The organism is Nonomuraea sp. NPDC050451 (assembly GCF_044458585.1).
Genome location: NZ_JBITHZ010000004.1, coordinates 449,173 through 474,409, shown reverse-complemented (window position 1 = coordinate 474,409; position 25,237 = coordinate 449,173). Strand labels below are relative to the sequence as shown.

Here is a 25,237-nt window from a genome sequence, read left to right as displayed (position 1 = left end):
GACAGGCTCTCGTCTACTGGATATTCCATACAGTATGGAGAATGCAGTTAGAGACTGGCGCGGGCGCTCGTACCTCCCCGGGCCCGTCCCCGCCGACCGCACGCGCATGTTCTGGCTGGCCTGGGGCGCCATGGCGGCGATCAGCCCGCTCCAGTACGGCTACGCCGCCCTCCTCGCCAAGGAGGCCACCGGGCTCACCCTCCTGGCCGTCTGGATCGCCTGCCAGGCCGCGGGCGCCCTCCCCGCGCTCCACCTGGTACGGCGGGGCCGCCTCGGCGTCCGCACCAGCCTGGCCGCGGGAGCCGCCCTGAGCTTCGCCGGCCTCGCCGCGGCGGCATTCCCGTTGAGCGCCCCGGGAGCCTTCGTGGGGTACGCGCTCCTCGGCGGGCTGGGCGCGGGCCTGGTCTACGGGGTCTGCGGCGAGGTCGTCTCCTCCTGGTACCCGGAGCGACCGGCCGCCCGGGTCGGGCTGATCACCGGCGCCTTCGGGTACGGCGCAGTGCCCCTGCTCGTCTGGGCCGGGATCGCTCCGGCCGCCACGTCCACGGCGTTCATGGTCGCGGCGGTCGTCGCGCTGGCGGTCATCGGGACCGCGGCCCGGCACCTGCGGCTGCCTCCCGCGCTGTGGTGGCCCGATGACGTGGACCCGCGCTCGCACGCGCTGGACGCGGCGCGGCTGCGCACGACGCCGGAGGCGGCCCGGCAGTTCGGGCCGGCCCAGGCGCTGCGCACGCGTACGCTGCCGGCGCTGGCCCTGATCCTGACATTCGCGGGCGCGGTGTCGGTCTTCGACGTGGTCGTGGTCGCGGGGACCGGGTCGTGGGGCGCGCTGGCCGTGCTGGTGGCGCTGAACGGGGCCAGCCGGTCGGTGGCGATGCGCTGCTCGGAGCTGTTCGGGCGCCGCCGCGTGCTCGCCGCCGTCCTGACCGCACTGGCCACCGGCCAGGTGCTCCTCGCCACCGCCCTCGCCACCACGCCCGCGGGCCTTCCGGGAGCGGGCGAGCCCGTGGCGGCCGGGGGGCCGCTGCTGTGGCTCGGGGCCGTGGCGGCCGGGCTCGGGGGCGGGGCGTTCTACCCGCTGCTCGCCAGCCTGGTGCGGGAGTTCTTCGGGGCCGAGCGGGCGGGCGAGATCCACGCCGTCGTCTACAGCGCCAAGGCCCTGGCCGGGGCGGGGGCCGTCGCCCTGGCCCTGCTCGGCCTGAGCGCCCCCGTGACCGCGCTCGCCGTCGCCGCCGCCCTCGCCGCCCTCCCGGCCCTGGCCATCCCCCGCCTGCGCATCCCCGGCCTCCCGGCCACCATCCCCCTGTGACACCCGCCGCCACCGTCCCTCGAGTGCCGCTCCGCGTTCACGGCGGTGCTCGGGGAGGCGCAGGCGCTCGCATGGCGGTGCGCGCATATGGAGTGACGGTGCGGCGCGGGGAGACGGGGTGCCTGTGATGAGACTCACGGCCAGGAGAGACCCCTGGACGGTATGCTGTAGGCAGTCGACGAAAAACCGTAACGCAGCCCTGGAGACGTGACCATGTTGCTGTCGGATCAGGCCGGTCAGGCGGCGGCCACCAAGATTCCCCGCCCTGCCACGCTCCGCGAGAGCGTTATCGAGGCTATCCAGGAGCTCATCGTCTCCGGGCAGCTCAAGCCGGGCCAGCATCTCGTGGAGAGCGAGCTGGCCGAGCTGCTCGGCGTCTCCAGGCAGCCGGTCCGCGAGGCGCTGCAGCAGCTCAGCGGCGAGGGCTGGGTCGACCTGTTCCCCGGCCAGGGCGCGTTCGTGCACGTCCCGACGGTGGAGGAGGCCGACCAGCTGCTGGCCGTGCGCACGCTGCTGGAGACCGAGTCCGCCCGGCTCGCCGCCAAGCACGCGGGCGAGGACGGCGTCAAGCGGCTGCGCGCCCTGTGCGCGCGGGGCATCGCGGCGGTGGAGGCCGACGACGTCGACTCCGCCGTGGCGACCAACTCGGAGCTGCACGCCCTGGTGACCGCCCTGTCGGGCAACAAGGTCCTCTCGGAGCTGGCCAGCCAGGTGGCCAGGCGGGTGCGGTGGTATCACACGCCGGTGGCCCGCCAGCGCGGCATGGCCTCGTGGGAGGAGCACACCTCGCTGATCGACGCCATCGAGGCGGGCGACGAGCGCCGGGCGGCCAAGATCATGCGCGAGCACACCGAGCACACCCGCGCCTCGTACATGGCTCAGCGCGAGCAGGAGCCCGTCGAGCCGGCGCCCAAGCCGGTGCGGCGGCGCCGGACGCGACAGCCGGGTTGATCTGTCGTTCACAAGAGACCGCATGCTCCGAAACACCTCGGGTAGAGGATGGAGCCGGAAAACAGGAGGTGCGCAACCATGAAGGCGTTCATCCGCTTTCTCCTCGGTGATCCCCCGGGCCAGGCAGCGGACGGCCGGGCGATCGGCCTGGGCCTGAGCACAGCTCTCAAGAAGCACTACTCCGCCGACGAAGCGGACCGCTACCTGCGCGAATGGGCCGCCGCGGAGCACGACGTACACGACTGCCCGCGTCACTGAGAAGCCGCGGCAGGGACGATCGCCCCGATGCCGCGGCGTGGTCAGCGTTCCACGGGCTCGGGCTCCACCCCCTCCGAGGCCGCGGCGGACGCCCTCGCGTCGCGGGCCGACTTGATGAGGCTCAGCACCGTGGTGAGGGCGAGGGTTCCGACGATGACGCCGAGGGAGACCAGGATCGGGATCTCCGGCGCCCACGACACACCGTCGTGGTGCAGGGCCTCGAGGATCAGCTTCACGCCGATGAAGGCCAGCACCACCGACAGCCCCTTGCTCAGGTAGACGAGCCGGTCGAGCAGCCCGCCGATGAGGAAGAAGAGCTGGCGCAGCCCCATGAGGGCGAAGGCGTTGGCGGTGAAGACCAGGTAGGGCTCCTTGGTGAGGCCGAAGATGGCCGGGATGGAGTCGAGCGCGAAGAGCAGGTCGGTGGTCCCGATGGCGACCATGACGATCAGCATCGGGGTGACCATCCTGCGCCCGAGGTGCACGGTGAGCCGGGCGCCATGATAGGTGTCCGTGGTCGGGAGCACCCGGCGCACCGCGCGCAGGGCGACGTTCTCGGAGAACTCCGCCTCGTCGTCCTCGCCTCCCATCAGCTTCCACGCCGTGTAGACGAGGAAGGCGCCGAACACGTAGAAGAGCCAGTCGAACCTGGCCACCGCGCCGGCGCCGGCCGCGATGAACGCGCCGCGCATCGCCAGCGCCAGGATGATGCCGATGAGCAGCACCTTCTGGCGGTACTCGCGCGGCACCTGGAAGCGGCTCATGATCAGCAGGAAGACGAAGAGGTTGTCCACGCTGAGCGAGTACTCGGTGATCCAGCCGGCGAAGAACTCCCCACCGTGGGCGGGGCCCGACAGCAGCAGGAGCCCGGCGCCGAAGGCCGCGGCCAGGGCGACGTAGAACGAGACCCAGGCCACGCACTCCTTCATGGACGGCTCGTGCGGCCTCCTGGCGACGAGCCAGAAGTCCACGGCGAGCACGACCGCGAAGCCGGCGATCGTGACCAGCCAGATCCAGGCGGGCAGGTTCACCGGCGGGCCCCCCTTCGTGCGCGTAACATCCCGGCGTGCCGGACATAGAGGCCGAGCAGATCCTTGGCCAGCGGATTGGCGGCGGCGCGGCGGATCAGCCAGTGCGGCATGATCCGCTCGTGCAGCCAGACGAAGCCGATCGCGAAGCCGAGGCTCACCATCGCCTGGTACGCCAGGAACGGCAGCACTCCGTCGGCCAGGCCGACCCCGACCAGGCTCTCCTGTGCGAGCCGGGACACGGGGAAGGCCGCCACCCAGTACAGGCCGACCGGCCCGAAGGTCCCCGGACGGAACACGCCGTGGCCGAGCAGCACGCCGTACAGGCCGCCGAAGAGGGCGAGCGGCACGGCGAGCGACAGGGCCGACAGCGCGGCCATCCCGGTGGGCTGCCCCGCGAACAGGGTCAGCCCACCGGCCATGGCTCCGGCGACGGCTCCGATCGACGCCCCTGGCAGGGCGAGTTCGAGGCTGTGCCGTCCGTCCATCAGCCCACGACCACGCCGAAGGCGAACAGGCTGTAGAACAGCATCCCCAGGTAGAACACCGCGCCGAAGCCGATGATGACGTTCGTCCACCACTTGGGCCTGATCGGTTTGGGCAGCATGCGGTTGTTCACCAGGAGCAGGGTCACGCAGTACGCCCCCATCGCGAACGTCGACAGGAACGCCAGCGTGTCCAGGATCCCGCTCGGCCCGTCGGCCGGCCCGAACAGCAGGATCAGGATGCCGAAGAGGATCACGCCCCAGAGGAAGACCCCGTACAGGCGCGACATGCCCAGCTTCTTCGCCCCGGTCACGAAGTGGTACGTCATGTCAGCCTGGCCCCGGGAGAACGAGTCGAACAGCCCCAGGGTGGCGTTCAGGCCGATCAGCGCGATGAACCCAAGGAAGACCGCCCCGAGCACCGAGCTGCCCGCGTGGGAGACGGCGTTGGCCATCGCGGTGAGCGCCACCTCGCGGTCGTCGCCCTGGATGACGGTCCGCACGCCCGGGTTCAGCCGCACGGCGGACTGCGCGATCACCGTGAACGAGATCGTCACCAGCATGGTGACGCCCCAGAACAGCAGCAGCGCGTCGAACGTGACCCAGCGCCGCCAGCCCTTCCACTTGGCCATCTCGGCCGGGTCCTCGGTGTCGAACATGAACCCGCGCGCGGGCATCTCCTCTTGCTGGCCGGCGTGCCGCAGCCCGCGGATCTGCGGGATGTGCGCGCCCATGCCGGCCCCGGAGTCACGCAGGTGCAGCGTGTACCACATCTGCTGCATGCCGGAGGGCCCGGCGAAGGCGCACGCCCCCACGATGACGGGGAACCAGGCCGCCGACATGGCCTCCGACGGGAAGTAGCCGAAGGAGAACATGCCCGTGAGCGTGGAGGCCACGTCGCCCCAGGAGCCGACCATGGCCGCGACCACCGCCGTGCCGATCACGAGTGTGCCGATGAGCAGCGACAGCACGTTCTCCAGCACGTTGTAGATCACCTTGGCCAGGCTGAACACCACGCCGACCAGGACGAGCCCGACGATGGCGGTCACCATCCAGGGGATGCCCGTGATCTCCTCGAACGCCGCCGCTCCGGCCGACAGGTGTCCCGGCCAGATGTAGACGGCGATGGCCACGATGAAGAAGAACCACATCAGCGGCTTGAACACCCGCGCCGCGCCGGAGAAGATGCTCTCTCCCGTCGCCATGGCGTACCGCGCCATCTCCAGCATCACGAAGGCCTGCAGCGTGACGCCGATCAGGAACAGCCACCTGATCTCGGGCCCGAACAGCAGCACCAGCCGGGGCCACATGTACGACTCGCCCATGCCCACGCCCAGCGCGACGAGGAAGACCGTCGGCCCGAGAATGTGCACCGACGGAGGCGCGTCGGGCAGCTTCCTGATGGGCATCGGCTCAAGCCGGCCCGCTTTCCATACTCGTTCGTCCTCGACCGGCGGCGTGGCCGTCGCCGGTGGTGTTTTCGATGTGTCCACCTACGGACCTCCTGGGGGGTTGTTGCTTCTTCGTGCGCCCCGAATAGCCCCCTCACCCGGTCTGTTGCAGCTTGGCTCTTAGCGCAGCAGACCGGCAGCCCTGGCCCAGCGGTATTTCGCGCCAAGGACCGCCACGGGCTTCTCCGTCGTGTACGGGTACGCGACCACGCCGTGCTCGAACAGGTACTCGCTGGCCTCCTCTACCTCGGTGTCGCCGGCGAGCGACGCCACGACCGGCTTGACGTTGCCCTTCGCCCGCTCCTCGGCCACGACACGGGCGATGAGCTCGGCGAAGACCATCGGCGGCGTCACGATCGTGTGCCAGTAGCCCAGGACGAGGGCGTGGATGCGCTCGTCGGCCAGGCCGAGGCGGACCGTGTTCTCGTAGGTCGAGGGCGGTTCGCCGCCGGTGATGTCGATGGGGTTGCCCGCCGCGCCGAAGGGCGGGATGTAGGCGCGGAAGGCCGTGTCCAGGTCGGGCGGGATGTCCATGAGCGTCAGCCCGGCGTCCACGATGGCGTCCGACAGCAGCACGCCCGAGCCGCCCGCCCCGGTGATGATGACGACGTTCTCGCCCTTGGGCGCGGGCAGGATCGGCAGCGCGCGGGCGTATTCGAGCATGTCGTTGAGTCCCGGCGCGCGCACGACCCCGGCCTGCCGCAGGATGTCGTCGTAGACCTTGTCGTCGCCCGCCAGCGCGCCCGTGTGCGAGCCCGCCGCCCGCGCGCCCATCGCGGTGCGGCCGGCCTTCAGCACGATGACCGGCTTCTGCCTGACGACCCGGCGCGCGGCCTCGACGAAGCCGCGGCCGTCCTTGAGGTCCTCCAGGTGCATGGCGACGGCCTTGGTGTGGTCGTCCTGCTCGAAGAAGGTCAGCAGGTCGTCCTCGTCCACGTCGGCCTTGTTGCCGACGCCGACGATGGCCGAGACGCCCATCTTGGTGGTGCGGCTGAAGCCCAGGATGGCCATGCCGATGCCGCCGCTCTGCGAGGTCAGCGCCACGCTGCCCTTGACGTCGTACGGGGTGCAGAACGTCGCGCAGAGGTTCTCCGGCGTGTAGTAGTAGCCGTAGATGTTGGGCCCGAGCATGCGCACGCCGTGCCTGCGCGCGATCTCGACGATCTCCTTCTGGCCCTCGACGTTCCCCGTCTCGGCGAACCCCGACGGGATCATGATCGCGCCCGCCACGCCCTTCTGCCCGGCCTCCTCCAGCGCCGACGCCACGAACTTGGCGGGGATCGCGAACACGGCCACGTCCACGTCGCCGGGCACGTCCGAGATGCTCTTGTACGCGGTCAGCCCCATGATCTCGTCGGCCTTGGGGTTGATCGGGAAGATCTGCCCCTGGTAGCCGCCGTTGATGAGGTTCCGCATGACCGAGTTGCCGATCTTGCCGGTCTCGGCGGAGGCGCCGATCACGGCCACCGAGCGCGGCTTGAAGATCCGCGTCATCTGCCGGAGGATCTCCTCCCGCGACAGGCGGGCGACCTCGGCGGGCTTGTCGCCGATGAGGATGCGCACGTCGGCGGCGACCGCGCCGTTCGCGTCGGCGAAGACGGGGTTGAGGTCCACCTCGAGGATCTCGGGGAAGTCGGAGACCAGCCGGCCGACGCGCTCGATCAGCTCCGCCAGCGCCTGGCGGTTGGCCGGCTCGGCCCCCCGGGCACCACGGAGCACATCTGCCGCCCTGATGTCGTCCAGCATCCCAAGCGCATCTTCTCCCGAGAGGGGGGCGAGCCGGAAGGTCACATCCTTGAGCACCTCGACCAGGACGCCGCCCAGCCCGAACGCGATGACCTTGCCGAACGTGGGATCGGTGACGGCGCCGACGATGACCTCGTGACCGCCGCCGACGAGCTGCTGCACCTGGACGCCGTCGATGGTGGCGTCGGCGTTGTAGGCGCGGGCGTTGGCGAGGATCGTGTCGTAGCCCGCGCGGACCTCCTCCGCGCTCTTCAGGCCGACCAGCACGCCGCCCGCGTCGGTCTTGTGCAGGATGTCCGGGGAGACGATCTTCAGGACGACCGGGAGGCCGATGCGCTCGGCGATGGCGACCGCCTCGTCGGCCGAGGTGGCCAGGCCCTCGCCCGGGGTGGCGATGCCGTACTCCTCGCAGATCCTGCGCCCCTCCGGAGCGGTCAGGGCCGTGCGGCCCTCGGCGAGCGCCTTCTCGATGACTTCCCTGACCACTAGATGACTCCGTTCGTCTTGAGTTCCGCCAGCTCGTCCGCGCTGACGCCGAGCTCGCCGTAGATCTCCTGGTTGTGCTCGCCGAGCAGGGGCGGGGTGCGGACGTCGACCGGGGAGTCCGACAGCTGCAGCGGGCTGCCGACGGTCACGAACTCGCCGCGCTCCGGGTGGTCGACCGTGACGACGATGCCCTCCTCGCGCAGGCTCTCGTCCTGGACCAGCTCCTTGGTGGACAGGATCGGCCCGCACGGGATGTTCTCGGCGTTGAGCCGGTCGAGCACCGTCCACTTGTCGTGGCGGATCGTCCACTCCTCGATGAGCTGGAACATCTTGTCCAGCTTCGGCAGCCGCGCCTCCGGCGTCGCCCACTCGGGGTCCTCGGCCAGCTCGGGGCGGCCGATGATGTTCGAGATCGGCTTCCAGCCGACCGGCTGCACGATCACGTAGATGTAGTCGTTGGGTCCGCCGGGCGCGCAGCGCACCGCCCAGCCGGGCTGGCCGCCGCCGCTGGCGTTGCCCGAGCGGGGCACCTCGTCGCCGAAGGTCTTGTTCGGGTACTCGCGCAGCGGGCCGTGCACCAGGCGCTGCTGGTCGCGGAGCTTGACGCGGCACAGGTTCAGCACGGCGTGCTGCATGGCCACCTGTACGCGCTGCCCCCGGCCGGTCTGCTGGCGCTGGTAGAGGGCGGCCAGGATGCCGGCGACCGCGTGGATGCCGGTGCCCGAGTCGCCGATCTGCGCCCCGGTGGCCAGCGGCGGGCCTTCCTCGAAGCCGGTGGTGGTCATCGAGCCGCCCATGGCCTGGGCGATCACCTCGTACGCCTTGAACTTGGCGTACCTGCCGGTGCCGAAGCCCTTGATCGAGGCGTAGATCAGGCGCGGGTTGAGCTCCTGGAGGCGGTCCCAGGTGAAGCCCATGCGGTCGACCGCGCCCGGGCCGAAGTTCTCCACCAGGATGTCGGCGCTCTTCACCAGCTCGGTGAAGATCTCCTTGCCGCGCTCGCTCTTCATGTTGAGGGTGATGCTGCGCTTGTTGCAGTTGAGCATCGTGAAATAGAGGCTGTCGACGTCCGGGAGATCGCGGAGCTGCTGCCGGGTGATGTCGCCGGTCGGGGCCTCCAGCTTGACGACGTCCGCCCCCAGCCAGGCGAGCAGCTGGGTGCAGGACGGGCCCGACTGGACGTGGGTCATGTCGAGGACGCGGACACCTTCGAGAGCCTTCATCTTGGGCGCTCCCCTACTTGTACATCGTCTGGTTCATGGTGCCGGGGGCGTAGACCTCTGGATCGACCCACACGTTGATCAGCGAGGGCTTGCCCGACTCCCTGGCCCGCTCCAGCGCGGGGCGGATCTCGGCCGGGTCGCGTACCTCCTCGCCGTAGCCGCCGAGCAGCTTGGCGAAGTCGCCGTAGCGGATGTCGCCGAGGGTGTTGCCGATGCGGGCGCGGTCCTCGCCGTACTTGGCGGCCTGGCCGTACCTGATCTGGTTCATGGACGAGTTGTTGCCGATGACCCCGATGAACGGCAGGTCGAAGCGGACCATGGTCTCGAAGTCCCAGCCGGTCAGGCTGAAGGCGCCGTCGCCGAACAGGCAGAGCACCTCCTTGTCGCGCCGCGCCTGCTTGGCCGCCATCGCGAACGCCATGCCGACGCCGAGCGTGCCGAGCGGGCCCGGGTCCATCCAGTGGCCGGGCGACTTGGGCTGCACGACCTGGCCGGAGAAGGTGACGATGTCGCCGCCGTCGCCGATGTAGATCGTGTCCTCGGTCAGGAACTCGTTGATCTCGTGGACCAGCCGGTAGGGGTCGATGGGCTGGGCGTCGGAGAGCTGGCGGGGCAGGCGCTTCTCGTACGCCTGGGTCTCGACGGCGCGCAGCTCGTCCATCCACTCCTTGCGCTTGGTGACCGCGTTCTCGATCCGGCCGCTGGCGGCCTGGGCCGCCGCCGCGAGGACGAGGCCGGCGTCGCCGACGATCCCCAGGTCGATGTCGCGGTTCTTGCCGACGGTGCGGTAGTCGAGGTCGATCTGGACCACGGCCGCGGTCGGCGACAGGCGCTTGCCGTAGCCCATCCGGAAGTCGAACGGGGTGCCGACGATGATGATCAGGTCGGCGTTGGTGAAGGCGTACCTGCGGCTGAGCTGGAAGTGGTGCGGGTCGCCGGGCGGGAGCGTGCCGCGGCCCGAGCCGTTCATGTACGCCGGCACGTTCAGGGCGCGGACGAAGTCGATCGCGGCGTCCGTGGCCCGGCACGTCCATACCTGGCTCCCGAGCAGGATGCACGGCTTCTCCGCGTGCGCCAGCATGTCGGCCAGCCGCTCGATCGCCTCGGGGTCGCCCTGCTGGCGGGTCGAGGCCCGGTAGTGCCCCGCCTTGGGGATGCGGGCCTTCTCCAAGGGGACCTTCGCGTCGAGCACGTCGCGCGGGATCTCCAGGAACGACGGGCCCGGCGCGCCGTTGTAGCACTCGCGGAAGGCCATCGACACGATGTCCGCCACCCGCTCCGTGCTCGGCACCGTGGCCGCGAACTTGGTGATCGGGGTCATCATGTCCACGTGCGGCAGGTCCTGCAGCGAGCCCATCTTGTGCTGGCTCAGCGCTCCCTGGCCGCCGATGAGCAACATGGGGCTCTCCGCGCGGAAGGCGTTGGCCACGCCGGTGACCGCGTCGGTCGTGCCCGGCCCGGCGGTGACCACGGCGCAGCCGGGCTTGCCGGTGATGCGCGCGTACCCGTCGGCCGCGTGCGCCGCCACCTGTTCGTGGCGTACGTCGATGACCTCGATGCCCTCATCGACGCAGCCGTCGTAGATATCGATGATGTGGCCGCCGCAGAGCGTGTAGATCACGTCCACGCCCTCGGCCTTGAGTGCCTTGGCTACGAGATGACCACCAGAGATCGTTTCCGACATCATGCCACCCTTTCACGGCGTCGGCTGTCTTCCGCATACTGCATACCGTATGACCGCAATGGTTACTCCCTCCCGTTCGGCCTGTCTAGCCCCCAGAAGGCAACTCGATCAGCTCGACCTGCTCACCGGCCCACCCCGGAGGGACGACGGCCAGCGCGTCGGCCAGCGCCGCCCCCCACAGCGAACCCGGCCGGTCGTGCCCCACCGGCACCGCGCCCCGGCCCGACCTCCTGACCGGCACGAGCCGCGTGTCGCGCGGATGCGCCCGCACCGCTCCGGCCAGCGCCGACGTCTCCGTGCGGGCAGGGGTTCCGGCCAGTTCGCGCAGGATGGGCGCGAGCAGCGTGAGGGCCGCGCCGAGGGCCGCGAACGGGTTCCCCGGCAGGCCGACGACCAGCGACCCGCCCGGCAGCCGGGCCAGGAGCTGCGGGTGCCCGGGCCGCACGGCGACGCCGTCGACGATCACGTCGGCGCCGAGGTCGCCGAGCACGGCCCTGAGGTGGTCGGCGGGCCCCTTGGAGGACGCGCCGCACACGGCGACCACGTCCGCCGCCCCGGTCTCCGGCGCGGCGCCCAGTGCGGCGCGGAGCGCTTCCCGGCCGTCGGGCAGCACGTCCGTGCTCGCCACCCGGCCGCCGGCCCACGCCACCAGCCCCGGCAGGAACGGGCCGATGGCGTCGCGCACCCGGCCCGGCACGGGAAGGCCCTCGTGCACGACCTCGTCCCCGGTGATCAGCACTGCCACGCGGGGGCGGGGCCGTACCGGCAGCTCGTCGTGGCCCAGCGCGGCGGCCAGCCCGAGCGCGACCGGGGTCACCACCGCGCCCGCGCCCAGCACGACGGCGCCCTCGGCGATGTCCTCGCCCCGCCGCCGGATGTGCCGCCCGATCTCGGCGGCGCCGTTCACCCGCGCCCCGTCCACCGCGGCCTGCTCGTACGGCAGCACCGCCGACGCCCCCGCGGGCGTCGGAGCGCCGGTGGCGATCTCGACCGCCTCCCCCGGCCGCAGCTCGTCCGCGTAGCAGGCGCCACCGGCCAGAACCCGGCCGACCACCCGCCACGGGCCGGCACCGGCCACCGCGTAGCCGTCCATCGCCGAAACGTCCACCCCGGGCACCGCCACCAGCGCCGTCAAAGGCACGGCGAGGCGGCCGCCGAGAGCGTCGGCGAGCGGCACGGATGCGGGCTCGAGGGGCGTCGCGGCCCCCTTCGCGAGGGCCCGCGCGGTCACCCAGGTCGTCGATTCCACCACTAGATCATGCCGAAGAACGGTCACAGGCATGCTCCTTGACCCGCGTTTTTCCATACTGTATACCGAATGCAAATCCGACGCGAGAACGGAGCGCAGCATGAAGGTCGCTGTTCTTGGCGCCGGCGCCATCGGCGCATACGTGGGGGCCGCCCTCCACCGGGCGGGAGTCGAGGTGCACCTCATCGCGAGAGGCGAGCACCTGCAGTCGATACGCCGCGCCGGTGTGCGGGTGCTCACCCCCAGAGGCGACTTCACCGCCCATCCCCATGCCACCGACGACCCCACCCAGATCGGCCCGGTGGACCACGTCTTCCTGGGCCTCAAGGCGAACAGCTACGCCTCCGCGGGCCCCATGATCAGGCCGCTCCTGCACGAGGCCACGAGCATCATCGCCGCGCAGAACGGCATCCCGTGGTGGTACTTCCACGGGCTCAAGGGCCCCTACGAGGGCTACCGCATCGAGAGCGTCGACCCGGGCGGCGCGGTCACGACCGCGCTGCCCCTGCACCGTGCCGTCGGCTGCGTCGTGTACGCCGCCACCGAGATCGAGCGACCCGGCGTGATCCGCCACCTCGAGGGCACCCGCTTCTCCATCGGCGAGCCGGACGGCGAGCTGACCGAGCGGTGCGCCGCCTTCAGCCAGGCCGCGATAGCCGGCGGGCTCAAGTGCCCGGTGGAGCGCGACCTGCGCAAAGACGTGTGGGTCAAGCTCATGGGCAACATCGCCTTCAACCCGATCAGCGCGCTGGCCAGGGCGACGATGGCCGGGATCTGCCGCCACGACGGCACCAGGGAGCTGGTCGTGGCCATGATGCGGGAGACCGTCGAAGTGGCCAGGAGGGTCGGCTGCGACCCGGGAATCTCCATCGAGCGCCGCCTGAAAGGAGCGGAGAAGGCGGGCGAGCACAAGACCTCCACGCTGCAGGACCTGGAGAAGGGCAAGCCGCTGGAGCTGGACGTGCTGCTCGCGGCGGTGGTCGAGCTGGCCGACCTCACCGGTGCCGAGGTGCCGACCTTGCGCGCCATCCACGCGGTGAGCGACCTCCTCAACGCCAACCTTGTCCGCGCGGTCTAGCGGGGAATACCGTAGCCTGTATACAGAATGGAGGGATCATGAGCTATGACCGCCTGACCCATCCACTGGTGCGTGAGAACGGCGTGCTGCGCAGGGCGACCTGGGAGGAAGCCCTGGAGCGGGCGGCGGAGGGCTTCCGCCGCAACCTCGCCGCGCATGGGCCCGACTGCTTCGCCATGTTGTCGTGCGCCCGCTCCACCAACGAGATGAACTACGTCGGGCAGAAGTTCACCCGCGTGGTGATCGGCACCAACAACGTGGACTCCTGCAACCGCACCTGCCACGCGCCGAGCGTGGCGGGGCTGTCGGCGGTGTTCGGCAGCGGTGGCGGCACGTCCTCCTACCAGGAGGTGGAGGACACCGATGTGATCGTGATGTGGGGTTCGGCGGCGCGTAACGCCCACCCCATCTTCTTCCAGCACGTGCTGAAGGGCATCCACAACGGCGCGCGGATGTTCGCGGTGGACCCGCGCCGCACCGGCACCGCCCAGTGGGCCGATCTCTGGCTGGGACTGAACGTGGGCACGGACATCCCCCTCGCCCACGCGGTGGCCAGGGAGATCATCCACGCGGGGCTGCACAACGAGGCGTTCATCGAGCGGGCCACGATCGGGTTCGAGGAGTTCAAAGAGTCGGTCGAGCCCTGGACGCTGACCGCCGCCGAGCAGGTCACCGGCGTGCCCGCGCACGCCATCCGCGAGCTGGCCCATGCCTACGCCCGCGCCGACCGCGCCCAGCTGTGCTGGACGCTCGGCATCACCGAGCACCACAACGCGACGGACAACGTACGGGCCCTGATCAACCTGGCCCTGCTCACCGGCCACGTCGGCCGTTACGGCTCCGGCCTGTCGCCGCTGCGCGGCCAGAACAACGTGCAGGGCGGCGGCGACATGGGCGCCATCCCCAACCGCCTGCCCGGCTTCCAGGACATCCTCGATCCCAATATCCGGGCGCGTTTCGAGAGCGCGTGGGGCAGGGAGATCCAGCCGCGCTACGGCCTCAACCTCACCCAGATGCTGGAGGCCATGGCCGACGGCGAGGTGACCACCTGCTATCTCATCGGTGAGAACCCCGTGCAGTCCGAGGCCGACTCGCTGGCCTGCATCAAGCGCCTGTCCATGCTCGACCACCTGGTCGTGCAGGACATCTTCCTCACCAAGACCGCCCAGATGGCCGACGTCGTGCTGCCCGCGAGCGCCGCCTGGTGCGAGGCGGACGGCACGTTCACCAACAGCGAGCGCCGGGTCCAGCGGGTGCGCAAGGCCCTGGATCCGCCGGGCGAGGCGCGCGACGACATCTGGATCATGTGCGAGCTGGCCCGCAGGCTGGGCCACGACTGGCACTACGACGGCGCCGAAGCGGTCTGGAACGAGCTGCGCGCCATGTCGCCCCAGCACCACGGCATGTCCTACCAGCGGCTGGCCGAGCTGCAGGGCATCCAGTGGCCCTGCCCGTCGGAGGACTCGCTGGAGCCGCCCTACCTGCACGGCAGGCTGTGGGAGAGCGACCCGGTCAGGCGGGGCACGCCGGCGCCGTTCGCGGTGCTGCGCCACTCGCCGCCGGTGGACCTGCTGGACGAGGAGTATCCGCTGCGGCTGACGACCGGGCGGCGGCTCGACTCCTACAACACGGGCGTGCAGTCCTCCGGGTTCGCCTCTCCCCTGCGCCGGGGCGAGACGGTGGAGCTCTGCCCCGAGGACGCCGACCGGCTCGGCGTCGTCGCGGGCGAGGAGGTGCGGATCACCTCGCGGCGCGGTTCGGTGGTCGCGCCGGTGTTCATCGACCCCGCCCTGCGGCCGGGGCTGGTGTTCATGACGTTCCACTTCCCGGACGAGGTGGACACCAACTCCCTCACCATCGAGGCCACCTGCCCGATCGCGGGCACCGCCGAGTTCAAGGCGGCGGCCGTACGTGTCGAGAAGCTCGTGAAGGCCGGGTGATCAGATGGATCTGAGGTTCCGTGGCGCAGAGCCGTCCGACGAGGAGCGCGCGGCCGTCGACGCCCTGCTCGGGCCGCCCGGGTCGGCGTGGGACGGCGGCTGGAGGACCGAGGCCGACCTGCGGGTGGCCGTCCGGGCCGAGTCGCAGCGCGACATGCTGCTGCCCGCGCTGCACGCGGTCAACGACCGGGTCGGGTGGATCAGCGAGGGCGCGCTCGACTACATCTGCCGCCGCCTGACCGTGCCGCCCGCCGAGGCGTACGGAGTGGCGACGTTCTACTCGCTGTTCTCCATGGAGCCGCGGCCGAAGCGGGTGCTGCACGTCTGCACCGACCTGGCCTGCCAGGCCAAGGGCGGCGAGGACGTACGCAGGCAGGTGGAGGAGCGGCTCGGCCCGCCCGGCAAGTCGTGGCACGAGAGCCCCTGCCTGGGCCTGTGCGAGCGGGCCCCCGCCGCGCTCGCCCTGGAGGCCGGCACACCCCCCAAGGCCCAGGTGTACGCGCCCGCGAACGCCTCCCTGGCCCTGGACTCGCCCACCCCCAACGGCCACACCCCCAGCCTCGAGGTCGCCGGCGACGCCCCGGTTGCGGCAGCCGTTCCGCAGGCCGGGCAGGACGGGCTGACCCTGCTCAGGAGGGTCGGCACGACCGACCCCGCGAGCCTGGACGACTACCGGGCGGCCGGCGGCTACACCGCGCTCAGGAGGGCGTTCGAGCTGGGGCCCGCCGGGGTCATCCGGGAAGTCCTGGAGTCGGGCCTGGTCGGCAGGGGCGGCGCCGCGTTCCCGACCGGCCGCAAGTGGGACGCCACCGCCCGCCAGCCCGACCACCCGCACTACCTGGTCTGCAACGCCGACGAGAGCGAGCCGGGCACGTTCAAGGATCGCGTGATCATGGAGGGCGACCCGTACGCGCTGGTGGAGGCGATGACGATCGCCGCCTACGCCACCGGCTGCGCCAAGGGATACCTCTACATCAGGGGCGAATACCCCAGAGCGACCGCGCGGCTCCAGCACGCCATCTCGACCGCCCGCTCGCGGGGCCTGCTCGGCGACGACATCCTCGGCAAGGGCCTGTCGTTCGACATCGAGCTGCGCAGGGGCGCGGGCGCGTACATCTGCGGCGAGGAGACCGCGATCTTCAACTCCATCGAGGGGCAGCGGGGCGAGCCGCGCAGCAAGCCGCCGTTCCCCGTGGAGAAGGGGCTGTTCGGCAAGCCGACCGTGGTCAACAACGTCGAGACGCTGGTCAACGTGCTGCCGATCCTGGAGCGCGGCGCCCGGGCGTACACGGCGGCCGAGCCCAAGCTGTTCTGCGTCTCGGGCGCGGTCGAGCGGCCCGGCGTGTACGAGCTCACGTTCGGGACGACGTTGCGCGAGCTGCTGGACCTGACCGGCACCACCGGCACGACCAGGGCGGTGCTGCTCGGCGGCGCGGCCGGGGCGTTCGTCACCGACCTGGACATCCCGCTCACCTTCGAGGGCACCAGGAACGCGGGGGCGACGCTCGGCTCCGGCGTGGTGCTCGTCATCGACGACACCGTGGACCTGAAACGGCTGCTGCTGCGCATCGCGGAGTTCTTCCGCGACGAGTCCTGCGGCCAGTGCGTGCCCTGCCGGGTCGGCACCGTACGGCAGGAGGAGGCCCTGCACCGGCTGTCGCGCCGGGTCTCGGACGATGATCTCGTGCTGCTGCGCGAGGTCGGTCAGACCATGCGGGACGCCTCGATCTGCGGCCTCGGGCAGACCGCCTGGAACGCCGTCGAATCGGCCATCGACCGTCTGGGAGTGTTCAAATGATCCCGCTCCAGCCGCCCCGGCGGCTCATCGACGTCCAGATCGACGGCGAGGACGTACGGGTGCCGGAGGGCTCGACGATCCTCGACGCCTGCCACGCGGCGGGCAAGGACATCCCCACCCTCTGCTACGGCGACACGCTGACCCCGAAGAACGCCTGCCGCGTCTGCGTCGTGGAGGTGGAGGGCGCCAGGACGCTGGCGCCCGCCTGCTCCCGCAAGGCCGAGGCCGGCATGAAGGTCGGCACCGACACCGAGCGGGCCCGGCAGAGCCGCAAGGTGGTGCTGGAGCTGCTCGGCTCCTCCGTGGACATGTCGACCACCCCTCGGGCCGCCGAGTGGGTCGAGGAGTACGGCGCCGACCCCGCGCGCTTCGGCGACGACGCGGCCACGGTCGAGCAGCCCGCCAAGGTGGACAACGACCTCTACGTGCGCGACTACAGCAAGTGCATCCTGTGCTACAAGTGCGTGGACGCCTGCGGCGACCAGTGGCAGAACACCTTCGCCATCGCCGTGGCGGGCCGGGGGTTCGACGCGACGATCTCCACGGAGTTCGAGGCGCCGCTCACCGACTCGGCCTGCGTCTACTGCGGCAACTGCGTGGAGGTGTGCCCGACGGGCGCGCTGTCGTTCAAGACCGAGTTCGACATGCGGGCCGAGGGCACCTGGGACGAGTCGCGGCAGAGCGAGACCACGACGGTCTGCAGCTACTGCGGGGTCGGCTGCAACCTGACCCTGCACGTGCAGGACAACAAGATCGTCAAGGTGAGCTCGCCGCATGACAACCCGGTGACCAAGGGCAACCTCTGCGTCAAGGGCCGCTTCGGGTACGGCTATGTCTAGGGCGGCCATCCGGGCCGACGGGAGCGCTCATGTCTAGGGCGCTCATCCGGGGCGAGGGGAGCGCTCATGTCTAGGGTCGCGGTGAAGCGGCGGATCCTGCGGGTCAAGGACACCGCCCGGATCCCCAAGATCGACTCGCTGGCCGCCGAGGAGCCGCTGGAGATCCGCCTCGACGGGACGCCGCTGACGGTCACCATGCGCACGCCCGGCGACGACTTCGACCTGGCCGCCGGGTTCCTGGTCAGCGAGGGGGCCGTGGGCGCGGCGGACGACATCGCCACGATCCGCTACTGCGCGGGCGCGACAGTGGACGACGGGAACACGTACAACGTGCTCGACGTGCGGCTCGCGCCCGGCGTGGCGGCGCCCGCGCCGCGCAACTTCTACACCACGTCCTCCTGCGGCGTCTGCGGCAAGGCGTCGCTGGAGGCGGTACGCACGGTGGCTCGCTGGAGCGCCGGAGACGACCCGGTCGAGCTGGCGCAGCCGACCGTCGCCACCCTGCCGGACCGGCTGCGCGCGGCCCAGCGGGTGTTCGACCGGACCGGGGGCCTGCACGCGGCCGGCCTGTTCACGTCCGACGGCGAGCCGCTGTGCGTACGCGAGGACGTGGGCCGGCACAACGCGGTGGACAAGCTGCTCGGCTGGGCCCTGCGCAACGGCCGGCTCCCCCTGCGGGGGACGGTGCTGATGGTGTCGGGCCGGGCGTCGTTCGAACTGGTGCAGAAAGCGGTCATGGGCGGCATCCCGGTGCTCGCCGCGGTCTCGGCGCCGTCGTCGCTCGCGGTCGAACTGGCCGCGGAGGAGGGGCTGACGCTCATCGGGTTCCTGCGCGGGGACTCGATGAACGTCTATACGGGCGAGCGCCGCCTGAGCATCACCCCGAGCGCCGGCTATGGCTCAGCCGGCGCACACTCACCGGGGTGATGGCGGGATGCCGCACGGCGCCCCTGGCCCCCAGCGCGCCGTCCGGCATCCCTTCCCTGCTTATGGCCTCCACTCCGTGGAGGCGGGCTCGGTCGCTCCGAGCCGTTGCCTTCCCTCGTCACTCCAGTCGCTACGCTCCCTGCGCTCCTCAGTCCAGGCAACGGCGCTCCCTCACCTGCTTATGGCCTCCACCCCGTGGAGGCGGGCTCGGTCGCTCCGAGCCGTTGCCTTCCCTCGTCAGTCCAGGCAACGGCGCTCCCTCGCCTGCCCAAGTCGGGGGGATTTTGACAACCATTTTCATTTTGGCGCATACTGACTCACATGATGTCAGGATTTTCCCGGTCGTACGCTGTCGGATTGCTGGCCGGGGCCACCCTCCTCACCACCGCCGCCTGCGGATCCGGCTCCGCCGAGACCGCCGCAGGGGGCAAGCCGGAGGTGGTCGCCGCGTTCTACCCGCTCCAATGGCTGACCGAGCAGGTGGGAGGATCCGACGCGCACGTGACCGGCCTGACCGCCCCCGGCGTCGAGCCGCACGACCTTGAGCTGGGCATCCAGCAGGTGACCGAGATCCAGAAGGCGGCGCTCACCGTCTACATCAAGGGCGTCCAGCCCGCCGTGGACGAGGCGGTGGACGCCGAGACGAGCTTCGACGCCGCCACGGCCGTCACCACCCTGCCCGCGAGCGGGCACGAAGAGGGCGAGGAGGGCGAGGAGGAGCACGGCCACGAGGTCTCGTACGACCCCCACCTCTGGCTGGACCCCGCCCGCCTGGCCACCGTCGCCACCAAGCTCGGCGAGCGCCTGGCCGTCGCCGACCCGGCGCACGCGCAGGCGTACAAGGACCGCGCCGCCAAGACGGCGGGCGCGCTTGGAACGCTCGATCAGGAATTCGCCAAGGGCCTGAGCAACTGCAGGACCAAGTCGCTGGTCACGGCGCACGAGGCGTTCGGCTACCTGGCGGACCGTTACAAACTCAAGCAGGTCGGCATCACGCTCGACCCCGAGACCGAGCCGTCGCCCGCGCGCATCTCCGAGGTGGCCAAGCTGGCCAAGGCCGAGGGCGTGACCACGATCTTCACCGAGTCCCTGGTCAGTCCCAAGGTCGCCGAGGTGCTCGCGAACGAGGTGGGCGCGAAGACCGCCGTACTCGACCCGCTGGAGAGCCGGCCCTCCGGCGATTACCTGTCGGCCATGCGCGATAACCTCAAAACCCTACAAACAGCACTGGGGTGTACGGCATGAGCGAAACGGCCTTCGCGATGACCGACGGCCGGGTCTCCTTCGATGGCAAGCCCGTCCTGCGGGGGATCGACCTGACCGTCTGTCCGGGGGAGGTCGTCGCCCTGTTGGGGGCCAACGGCTCCGGCAAGTCGACGCTGGTCCGCGCACTGCTCGGCCTCACGCCGCTCACCGGCGGCTCGACGCTGATGTACGGGTCTCCGCCGGGCAAGTTCCGCGACTGGTGGCGCATCGGCTACGTGCCGCAGCGGCTCCAGGTCGGAGGCGGCGTGCCCGCCACCGTACGCGAGGTCGTCGCCTCGGGCCGGATCGCCAGGCAGAGCCGCCTGCGCAGGACCAGCCCGGCCGACAAGGCCGCCGTGGCCGACGCGCTGGAGGCCGTCCGGCTGGCCGACCGCGCGAACGACCCCGTCCAGTCGCTGTCCGGGGGCCAGCAGCAGCGGGTGCTCATCGCCCGCGCGCTGGCCGGGGAGCCGGACACGTACGTGATGGACGAGCCGACGGCGGGCGTGGACGCCGATACGCAGCAGTTGCTGGCCGACACGCTGGCCGGGCTGGTGCGCGATGGCAAGACGGTGGTGCTGGTCGCGCACGAGCTGGGGCCGCTGGAGTCAATCATCACGCGCGGCGTGGTGATCCGCGAGGGCCGCGTCGCGCACGACGGCCGGCCGCCGCGCCCGGAGGGCGACTGCGCCCGGCCGGGTCACGAGCACCAGCATCCGCACGCCGCCACACCGGCGGCGGGGCCGTTGACCGGCTGGCAGGGGGAGGCGCCGTGAACGGCGGCCGATGGGGGGAACCGCGATGATCATGGATCTGCTCCAGGAGCAGCTCTTCCAGCTCGCCCTGGTGGCCGCGCTGCTGGTGGGCCTGTGCGCGCCCGCCGTGGGGACGTTCATCGTGCAGCGCAGGCTGGCGCTGCTGGGCGACGGCATCGGCCACGTGGCGCTGACCGGCGTCGCCCTCGGCTTCCTGACCGGCACCGCACCCGTGCTCACCGCCGTGATCGTCTCCGTCGTCGGGGCGGTGGCCATCGAGCTGGTCAGGGCGCGCGGGCGCACCAGCGGCGACGTGGCGCTGGCGCTGCTGTTCTACGGCGGGATCGCGGGCGGCGTCATGCTCATGGGCATCGCGCCGGGCGGCAGCAACGCCAAGCTGAACTCCTACCTGTTCGGCGCCATCGCCAGCGTCACGGTCCAGGACATCTGGGTCATCGCCGCGCTGGCCGTGGCCGTGATCGGCGTGGTCGTGGTCTTCGGCAGGGAGCTGTTCGTGCTCTGCCAGGACGAGGAGATGGCCAGGGCGAGCGGCCTGCCGGTCCGCTTCCTCAGCCTGCTGATCGCGGTCACCGCCGCGCTCACTGTCGTGATCGCGATGCGCGTGGTGGGCCTGCTGCTGGTCAGCGCGCTGATGGTGATCCCGGTGGCCACCAGCCAGCAGCTCACCCGGGGGTTCCGTACGACGATGGCGCTGGCCATGCTGTTCGGGGTGCTCGCCTCGGTGGGCGGCCTGCTCGCCTCCACCTACTCGGCCAAGGTGCCTCCCGGGGCCGCGATCGTGCTTCTTGCTCTTGTCGGCTTCGTCCTGGCCCTCGGTGTCGGTAAATTCGTACGCCGAGGCCGTACCCAGGAGTCGACAGTGAGCGAGCGACCGAAGATGCGCGTGGAGGAGGTCGCATGACGACGAGACGCGATGCCGTGCACGACACCCTCCGTAGGAGCGAGGGGTTCCGGAGCGCGCAGGACGTCTATGCCGAGATGCGCCTGCACGGGGCCAAGATCGGCCTGACCACCGTCTACCGCGCCCTGCAGGCGCTGGCCGACGGCGGGCAGGTCGACGTGCTGCGTACAGACGAGGGCGAGTCCGTCTACCGCGCGTGCGCCAGCGACGTCCATCACCACCACCTGGTCTGCCGCCGCTGCGGCCACACGGTGGAGGTGGCGGGCCCCGCGGTCGAGCGGTGGGCCGAGGCGGTGGGCAGCGAGCACGGCTTCACCGAGATCACCCACACGGTCGAGGTCTTCGGCACCTGCGCCACCTGCTCCAAGGGCTGACCTGCTCAGCTGGTGGGGGCTTTCGCCTGGGGCTCGCGGGTCTCGTCCTTGCGGGTCTTTCCGGGCTCCGGCGAACGGGTGCGGGAGCCGTACAGGACTCCGAGGACGATCACCGCGCACCCGGCGAGCTGCAGCGCCGACGGCCGCTCGCCCAGCACCACCGCGGACAGCGCGACGGTCGTCATGGGCTGGACGAGCAGCAGCAACGCGGTGAGCGCGGCCGGCTGACGCGGCAGCGAGAACGTGATCAGCGACCACCCCAGCACCTGCGGCCCCAGCGCGAGCAGCAGCAGCCACCCGTGCGCCGGCCAGGTGGGCACGAGGTCGGCGCCGCCGAAGAGCGGGCTCAGCAGGGCGATGGCCACGGTGGCGACCACCGTCGCGTGCGCCAGCGGCCCCACGGACCGCTCCGGCCCGGCCTTCATGAGCAGCAGGAACGCCGCGTACGAGATGGACGTGGCGATCCCGGCCAGCACCCCCATGATCGGATCACGCCCGTAGGCGGCGCTGTCGAACACCCCGGAGATGAGCACCACCCCCGCGAACACGACCGGCGTCGCGACCATCAACCGGAAGGACGGCCGCTCCTTGAAGAGCGCCCAGGCCGCGAACGCCACCAGGAACACCTGCAGATTCCCCAGCACGGTGGCCAGCCCCGCACCCACGTAGTCGATCGTGTGATGCCAGAACAGCAGGTCGAGCGCGAACACCACCCCCGCCAGCCAGGCCAGCACCAGCCCCTTCCGCGGCAGCGGCCCCAGCCTGCGCCGCTCCAGCCAGGCCAGCACGATCATGGGCGGCACGGCGTACGCGCAACGGAACAACGCGGACGTGGCAGGCGATACACCTGAGAGCCGAACCAAGGGGGCGGAGGTGGAGATGATCAGTGCACCGACGATCGCGATCAGCACGATACGGCGATGTGCACTCATAGAAACCCCCGTACGGCCATGCAGGAGATACAGTGCGACCACGCTAGAACCCGGCGCGGACAGGAGTCAACATGCCGTTTGGCCATGACATGGTGCATTCTTTGGCCACCGTTGTCGAGCTGGTCAACACCTCGCCCTCCACCGGGGGCGACGAGGGCCTCGCCGGCCTGGCCGAATTGCAGGCGTTCGTGGAGTCCCGCCAGATCAGCGGCGTCACCAAGCTCACGCCCCGCGACCTGGGCCAGGTGCGGATGGTGCGAGAGGCCTTCCACCGCGTCTTCACCGCCCCGGACCAGCCCACGGCGGTCCGCACACTGAACGCTTTGCTCTCCGAGACGCGCATCACCCCCCGGCTGACGGAGCACGACGGCCACCCGCTGCACGTGCACTATTTCGCCGCGGACTCCACCCTGGCGGAGCACGTGGCGGCCGACTGCGGCGTCGCCCTGGCCCATTTGCTGGTGGAGGGCGAGGTCGAACGCCTGCGCACCTGCTCGGCCCCCGACTGCGACCGCGTCTTCGTCGACGAGTCCCGCAACCGGTCCCGCGTCTACTGCGACAGCCGCACCTGCGGCAACCGCATGCACGTAGCCGCCTACCGCGCCCGCCGCCGCGCCTAACCCCGAGCCCGAGGGAAGCCCAGGGAAGCTCGGGTAAAGCCCAGGGGGAAGGCTCGGTCCTCGCTCTGAGGCGCGCTACGCGCGATGGAGCGCTCGGGCAGCGCCCTGTGGGGGCAAGCCCCCACACCCCAGGCGGGGCCCTGCCGGTCCCCGCACCCCTCGGACGCGACCCCGATTACCGCACCGAACACCCCATGGCCAAGCACGGAGACGAGGTCCCGCAATCAGCCAAGGCCAACGATCATGCGACCATGAACGTCAAGAGCGATGATCGTTGACGACGGCAACGGGAGCATCGGCGGGCATCGGCCTGCGCTTCCAAGTGCGACCTACGCGAAGGCCCAGGCGCGGAAGGCGTTGCGGATCTCACGCAGCGGTTGGCGATCGCGGCTGTAGTAGAGCTTGTTGGTCAGGAGAACGGCCCAACGTCCTTGCTTGAGGGAGATCCACATGCCCGTTCCGGTGAAGCCGTAGTGCACGAACACGCCGTCCAGTGGATCGGTGCCAGAAGCCGGATGCCAGAACAGGCCCCGCACCGGTCGTAGGTCACCGGTGTGGATCTGCAGAGATTCCTGGACCCAGGCGGAGCCGAAGCCGTTTCCGGGGCTGGGGTCGAGCAGGTGCTGCAGGAACTTCGCCAGGTCGGCCGCCGTGGAGAAGACGCCGGAGATCCCGCATACTCCGCCGAGCACTCGTGCCGAGAAGTCATGCACGGCACCTCTGCGGAATGTGCCGGTTTCGTCGTCGTGCTCGGTGGGGGCGCAGCGTGGGATGAGGTCTGCCGGGAGCGGACCGAATTGGGTGGTGCTCATGCCGATGGGCTGCCAGATCCCGGTCCGGACTAGTTGGTCCAGCGGGGTGCCGGTGAGGTGTTCGGCGAGGTAGCCGAGGATGAGGGCGGCGCGGTCGGTGTATTCGACGGCTTGACCTGGTGGGCGGTGCAGGGGCTCGTGGAGGACGCCGTGGCGGATCTGGACGGGGTCGGTGCCGTACAGATTCTTGAGGTTGGCGCGGAGCGGGACGCCTGCGGTGTGGGTGAGCAGTTGGCGCACGGTCACGGGGGCCAGCTGGTAGCCGTTCAGGGCGGGCATGAGCGTGCCGAGCGGATCGTCCAGGGTCAGGCGTTCTTGGTCCCGGAGCATGCCGATGACCGACCAGACAGCGATGATCTTGGTGAGGCTGGCGAGGTCGAAAACGGCGTCCTGGCTCATGGGGTGGTCCGGCTCGTTCGGGTCGAGCAGGCCGCAGGAGCCGGCGAGCTGGAGGCCGCCGGCGTCGCCCATGGCCCATGTCGCGCCGGGGTAGACCTTCTGCTGGACGCCCCGGCGCAGCAGGTGCTCGATGCGGTCCGGGTCAGGCGTCATGATCTGCCTTTCGCGCGCGGGTGGCTGCGGTTGCCAGCGTAACTACGGCCTTGGTTCGTGGCAGATGAACCGCGCCATCTTGGGTGACTGCAGTCCTTCTGTCAGGTGAGGCAAGGGTCCGGCTGCCTGGGACGCCTTCATGTCAAGCCGAAAGGGTTGTCGATGACGTACCGCCAGCGCCCGTCCCTTCCGCGGCGGGCGACGTCGGTGGCGGTGCCCTCGATGTGGACCTGCTGCCCGTCCCGGTCCACGCCGTCGATGACCCAGTCCACGATCAGCAGGGCCGTGTCGCCCGCGGTGTAGACGTGCCGCGGCCGGACCGTGATCGGCACGCCGAGGGCCACGAAGCGGGCGTTGGCGGCTTCGGCCTCCGGACCGGTCAGCGGGGAGCCGGGCTCGGGTACGAACACCGCTCCACTCTCGTAGACCTCTCCCACGGCCGCCGGGTCGCCGGTGTTGAAGCGGTCGGCGAACACCGCGGGCACGTCCTCGGGGCGTTCGGCGAGTTGGCGCATCGTCGATGCACGTCCTTCCGGAAGGTAGAAATCGGGTGGATGCGGCAACGCTAGGAGG

23 protein-coding genes are annotated in these 25,237 nt (G+C 70.8%); 13 read left to right on the top strand and 10 right to left on the bottom strand.

All coding sequences use genetic code 11. The annotated features are described in order from the left end of the window. Positions 1-34 precede the first annotated feature (34 nt). The 3 genes from ACIBI9_RS17200 (at position 35) to ACIBI9_RS17190 (ending at position 2,518) form a co-directional block, all read left to right on the top strand. Complete coding sequence (locus ACIBI9_RS17200) at positions 35-1,309, top strand: MFS transporter (protein ID WP_397223054.1); 1,275 nt, start codon at positions 35-37, stop codon at positions 1,307-1,309. Between the two features lie 213 nt (positions 1,310-1,522). Further along, positions 1,523-2,260 (top strand): GntR family transcriptional regulator, encoded by a 738-nt coding sequence (locus ACIBI9_RS17195; protein WP_397223053.1) that lies wholly within the window; start codon positions 1,523-1,525, stop codon positions 2,258-2,260. Positions 2,261-2,338: 78 nt separating this feature from the next. After that, entirely contained in the window at positions 2,339-2,518 is a 180-nt protein-coding gene (locus ACIBI9_RS17190) for a hypothetical protein (protein ID WP_397223052.1), read from the top strand. A 41-nt stretch (positions 2,519-2,559) separates the two neighbouring features. Here the strand turns inward: ACIBI9_RS17190 and ACIBI9_RS17185 are convergent, their stop codons facing one another. The 7 genes from ACIBI9_RS17185 to ACIBI9_RS17155 form a co-directional block, all read right to left on the bottom strand. Continuing rightward, positions 2,560-3,549 (bottom strand): TerC/Alx family metal homeostasis membrane protein, encoded by a 990-nt coding sequence (locus ACIBI9_RS17185; RefSeq protein WP_397223051.1) that lies wholly within the window; start codon positions 3,547-3,549, stop codon positions 2,560-2,562. After that, positions 3,546-4,034, bottom strand: coding sequence for a hypothetical protein (locus tag ACIBI9_RS17180; RefSeq protein WP_397223050.1), 489 nt, complete (start codon positions 4,032-4,034; stop codon positions 3,546-3,548). The genes ACIBI9_RS17185 and ACIBI9_RS17180 overlap by 4 nt, the downstream gene beginning before the upstream one ends. Beyond that, a complete protein-coding gene (locus tag ACIBI9_RS17175; RefSeq protein ID WP_397223048.1) occupies positions 4,034-5,524 on the bottom strand; it encodes an Nramp family divalent metal transporter in 1,491 nt (496 codons plus the stop codon). The genes ACIBI9_RS17180 and ACIBI9_RS17175 overlap by 1 nt, the downstream gene beginning before the upstream one ends. 78 nt (positions 5,525-5,602) lie before the next feature. Then, the gene (locus tag ACIBI9_RS17170) at positions 5,603-7,714 is read right to left on the bottom strand and encodes an acetate--CoA ligase family protein (protein ID WP_397223046.1); all 2,112 of its coding nucleotides are present in this window, start codon (positions 7,712-7,714) and stop codon (positions 5,603-5,605) included. Further along, a complete protein-coding gene (frc, locus tag ACIBI9_RS17165; RefSeq protein WP_397223045.1) occupies positions 7,714-8,937 on the bottom strand; it encodes a formyl-CoA transferase in 1,224 nt (407 codons plus the stop codon). The genes ACIBI9_RS17170 and frc overlap by 1 nt, the downstream gene beginning before the upstream one ends. A gap of 13 nt (positions 8,938-8,950) precedes the next feature. Beyond that, a complete protein-coding gene (locus tag ACIBI9_RS17160; protein ID WP_397223043.1) occupies positions 8,951-10,624 on the bottom strand; it encodes a thiamine pyrophosphate-binding protein in 1,674 nt (557 codons plus the stop codon). 82 nt (positions 10,625-10,706) lie between these two features. Then, a complete protein-coding gene (locus ACIBI9_RS17155; RefSeq protein ID WP_397223042.1) occupies positions 10,707-11,903 on the bottom strand; it encodes a molybdopterin molybdotransferase MoeA in 1,197 nt (398 codons plus the stop codon). Positions 11,904-11,970: 67 nt separating this feature from the next. Between ACIBI9_RS17155 and ACIBI9_RS17150 the strand changes: the two genes are divergently transcribed. The 9 genes from ACIBI9_RS17150 (at position 11,971) to ACIBI9_RS17110 (ending at position 21,748) form a co-directional block, all read left to right on the top strand. After that, on the top strand, positions 11,971-12,948 hold the full coding sequence (locus tag ACIBI9_RS17150; protein ID WP_397223041.1) for a 2-dehydropantoate 2-reductase: 978 nt from the start codon (positions 11,971-11,973) through the stop codon (positions 12,946-12,948). Between the two features lie 38 nt (positions 12,949-12,986). Beyond that, positions 12,987-14,888: a molybdopterin oxidoreductase family protein gene (locus ACIBI9_RS17145; protein WP_397223040.1), complete on the top strand. Its 1,902-nt coding sequence runs from the start codon at positions 12,987-12,989 to the stop codon at positions 14,886-14,888. Between the two features lie 4 nt (positions 14,889-14,892). Then, on the top strand, positions 14,893-16,686 hold the full coding sequence (locus tag ACIBI9_RS17140; RefSeq protein ID WP_397223039.1) for an NAD(P)H-dependent oxidoreductase subunit E: 1,794 nt from the start codon (positions 14,893-14,895) through the stop codon (positions 16,684-16,686). After that, positions 16,683-17,525, top strand: coding sequence for a 2Fe-2S iron-sulfur cluster-binding protein (locus ACIBI9_RS17135; protein ID WP_397223038.1), 843 nt, complete (start codon positions 16,683-16,685; stop codon positions 17,523-17,525). The genes ACIBI9_RS17140 and ACIBI9_RS17135 overlap by 4 nt, the downstream gene beginning before the upstream one ends. 66 nt (positions 17,526-17,591) lie before the next feature. Next, positions 17,592-18,452 carry a formate dehydrogenase accessory sulfurtransferase FdhD gene (gene fdhD, locus ACIBI9_RS17130; protein ID WP_397223037.1) on the top strand — a complete coding sequence of 287 codons (861 nt, stop codon included), beginning with the start codon at positions 17,592-17,594 and terminating at the stop codon, positions 18,450-18,452. Between the two features lie 321 nt (positions 18,453-18,773). Next, entirely contained in the window at positions 18,774-19,697 is a 924-nt protein-coding gene (locus ACIBI9_RS17125) for a metal ABC transporter substrate-binding protein (RefSeq protein ID WP_397223036.1), read from the top strand. Further along, complete coding sequence (locus ACIBI9_RS17120) at positions 19,694-20,473, top strand: metal ABC transporter ATP-binding protein (protein WP_397223035.1); 780 nt, start codon at positions 19,694-19,696, stop codon at positions 20,471-20,473. The genes ACIBI9_RS17125 and ACIBI9_RS17120 overlap by 4 nt, the downstream gene beginning before the upstream one ends. A 28-nt stretch (positions 20,474-20,501) precedes the next feature. After that, entirely contained in the window at positions 20,502-21,374 is an 873-nt protein-coding gene (locus ACIBI9_RS17115; RefSeq protein ID WP_397223314.1) for a metal ABC transporter permease, read from the top strand. After that, complete coding sequence (locus ACIBI9_RS17110) at positions 21,371-21,748, top strand: Fur family transcriptional regulator (RefSeq protein ID WP_397223034.1); 378 nt, start codon at positions 21,371-21,373, stop codon at positions 21,746-21,748. The genes ACIBI9_RS17115 and ACIBI9_RS17110 overlap by 4 nt, the downstream gene beginning before the upstream one ends. 5 nt (positions 21,749-21,753) lie before the next feature. Here the strand turns inward: ACIBI9_RS17110 and ACIBI9_RS17105 are convergent, their stop codons facing one another. Continuing rightward, complete coding sequence (locus ACIBI9_RS17105) at positions 21,754-22,680, bottom strand: DMT family transporter (RefSeq protein ID WP_397223033.1); 927 nt, start codon at positions 22,678-22,680, stop codon at positions 21,754-21,756. Positions 22,681-22,772: 92 nt separating this feature from the next. On the opposite strand from ACIBI9_RS17105, the gene ACIBI9_RS17100 reads away from it, so the two are divergent. Beyond that, entirely contained in the window at positions 22,773-23,300 is a 528-nt protein-coding gene (locus ACIBI9_RS17100; RefSeq protein ID WP_397223313.1) for a CGNR zinc finger domain-containing protein, read from the top strand. Between the two features lie 329 nt (positions 23,301-23,629). Here the strand turns inward: ACIBI9_RS17100 and ACIBI9_RS17095 are convergent, their stop codons facing one another. Next, entirely contained in the window at positions 23,630-24,664 is a 1,035-nt protein-coding gene (locus tag ACIBI9_RS17095; RefSeq protein WP_397223032.1) for a serine hydrolase domain-containing protein, read from the bottom strand. A 137-nt stretch (positions 24,665-24,801) separates the two neighbouring features. Further along, positions 24,802-25,179, bottom strand: a complete 378-nt coding sequence (locus tag ACIBI9_RS17090) for a YybH family protein (protein WP_397223031.1) — start codon at positions 25,177-25,179, stop codon at positions 24,802-24,804. Between the last annotated feature and the right edge of the window lie 58 nt (positions 25,180-25,237).

What these genes read in the sequence shown, in the direction of transcription:
- ACIBI9_RS17180 (WP_397223050.1), bottom strand. Translation starts at nt 4,034, where the DNA reads ATGGACGGACGGCACAGCCTCGAACTCGCCCTGCCAGGGGCGTCGATC.
- ACIBI9_RS17095 (WP_397223032.1), bottom strand. Translation starts at nt 24,664, where the DNA reads ATGACGCCTGACCCGGACCGCATCGAGCACCTGCTGCGCCGGGGCGTC.
- ACIBI9_RS17190 (WP_397223052.1), top strand. Translation starts at nt 2,339, where the DNA reads ATGAAGGCGTTCATCCGCTTTCTCCTCGGTGATCCCCCGGGCCAGGCA.
- ACIBI9_RS17145 (WP_397223040.1), top strand. Translation starts at nt 12,987, where the DNA reads ATGAGCTATGACCGCCTGACCCATCCACTGGTGCGTGAGAACGGCGTG.
- frc (WP_397223045.1), bottom strand. Translation starts at nt 8,937, where the DNA reads ATGAAGGCTCTCGAAGGTGTCCGCGTCCTCGACATGACCCACGTCCAG.
- ACIBI9_RS17160 (WP_397223043.1), bottom strand. Translation starts at nt 10,624, where the DNA reads ATGATGTCGGAAACGATCTCTGGTGGTCATCTCGTAGCCAAGGCACTC.
- ACIBI9_RS17125 (WP_397223036.1), top strand. Translation starts at nt 18,774, where the DNA reads ATGATGTCAGGATTTTCCCGGTCGTACGCTGTCGGATTGCTGGCCGGG.
- ACIBI9_RS17090 (WP_397223031.1), bottom strand. Translation starts at nt 25,179, where the DNA reads ATGCGCCAACTCGCCGAACGCCCCGAGGACGTGCCCGCGGTGTTCGCC.
- ACIBI9_RS17195 (WP_397223053.1), top strand. Translation starts at nt 1,523, where the DNA reads ATGTTGCTGTCGGATCAGGCCGGTCAGGCGGCGGCCACCAAGATTCCC.
- fdhD (WP_397223037.1), top strand. Translation starts at nt 17,592, where the DNA reads ATGTCTAGGGTCGCGGTGAAGCGGCGGATCCTGCGGGTCAAGGACACC.
- ACIBI9_RS17155 (WP_397223042.1), bottom strand. Translation starts at nt 11,903, where the DNA reads ATGCCTGTGACCGTTCTTCGGCATGATCTAGTGGTGGAATCGACGACC.
- ACIBI9_RS17200 (WP_397223054.1), top strand. Translation starts at nt 35, where the DNA reads ATGGAGAATGCAGTTAGAGACTGGCGCGGGCGCTCGTACCTCCCCGGG.
- ACIBI9_RS17105 (WP_397223033.1), bottom strand. Translation starts at nt 22,680, where the DNA reads ATGAGTGCACATCGCCGTATCGTGCTGATCGCGATCGTCGGTGCACTG.
- ACIBI9_RS17135 (WP_397223038.1), top strand. Translation starts at nt 16,683, where the DNA reads ATGATCCCGCTCCAGCCGCCCCGGCGGCTCATCGACGTCCAGATCGAC.
- ACIBI9_RS17120 (WP_397223035.1), top strand. Translation starts at nt 19,694, where the DNA reads ATGAGCGAAACGGCCTTCGCGATGACCGACGGCCGGGTCTCCTTCGAT.
- ACIBI9_RS17140 (WP_397223039.1), top strand. Translation starts at nt 14,893, where the DNA reads ATGGATCTGAGGTTCCGTGGCGCAGAGCCGTCCGACGAGGAGCGCGCG.
- ACIBI9_RS17150 (WP_397223041.1), top strand. Translation starts at nt 11,971, where the DNA reads ATGAAGGTCGCTGTTCTTGGCGCCGGCGCCATCGGCGCATACGTGGGG.
- ACIBI9_RS17110 (WP_397223034.1), top strand. Translation starts at nt 21,371, where the DNA reads ATGACGACGAGACGCGATGCCGTGCACGACACCCTCCGTAGGAGCGAG.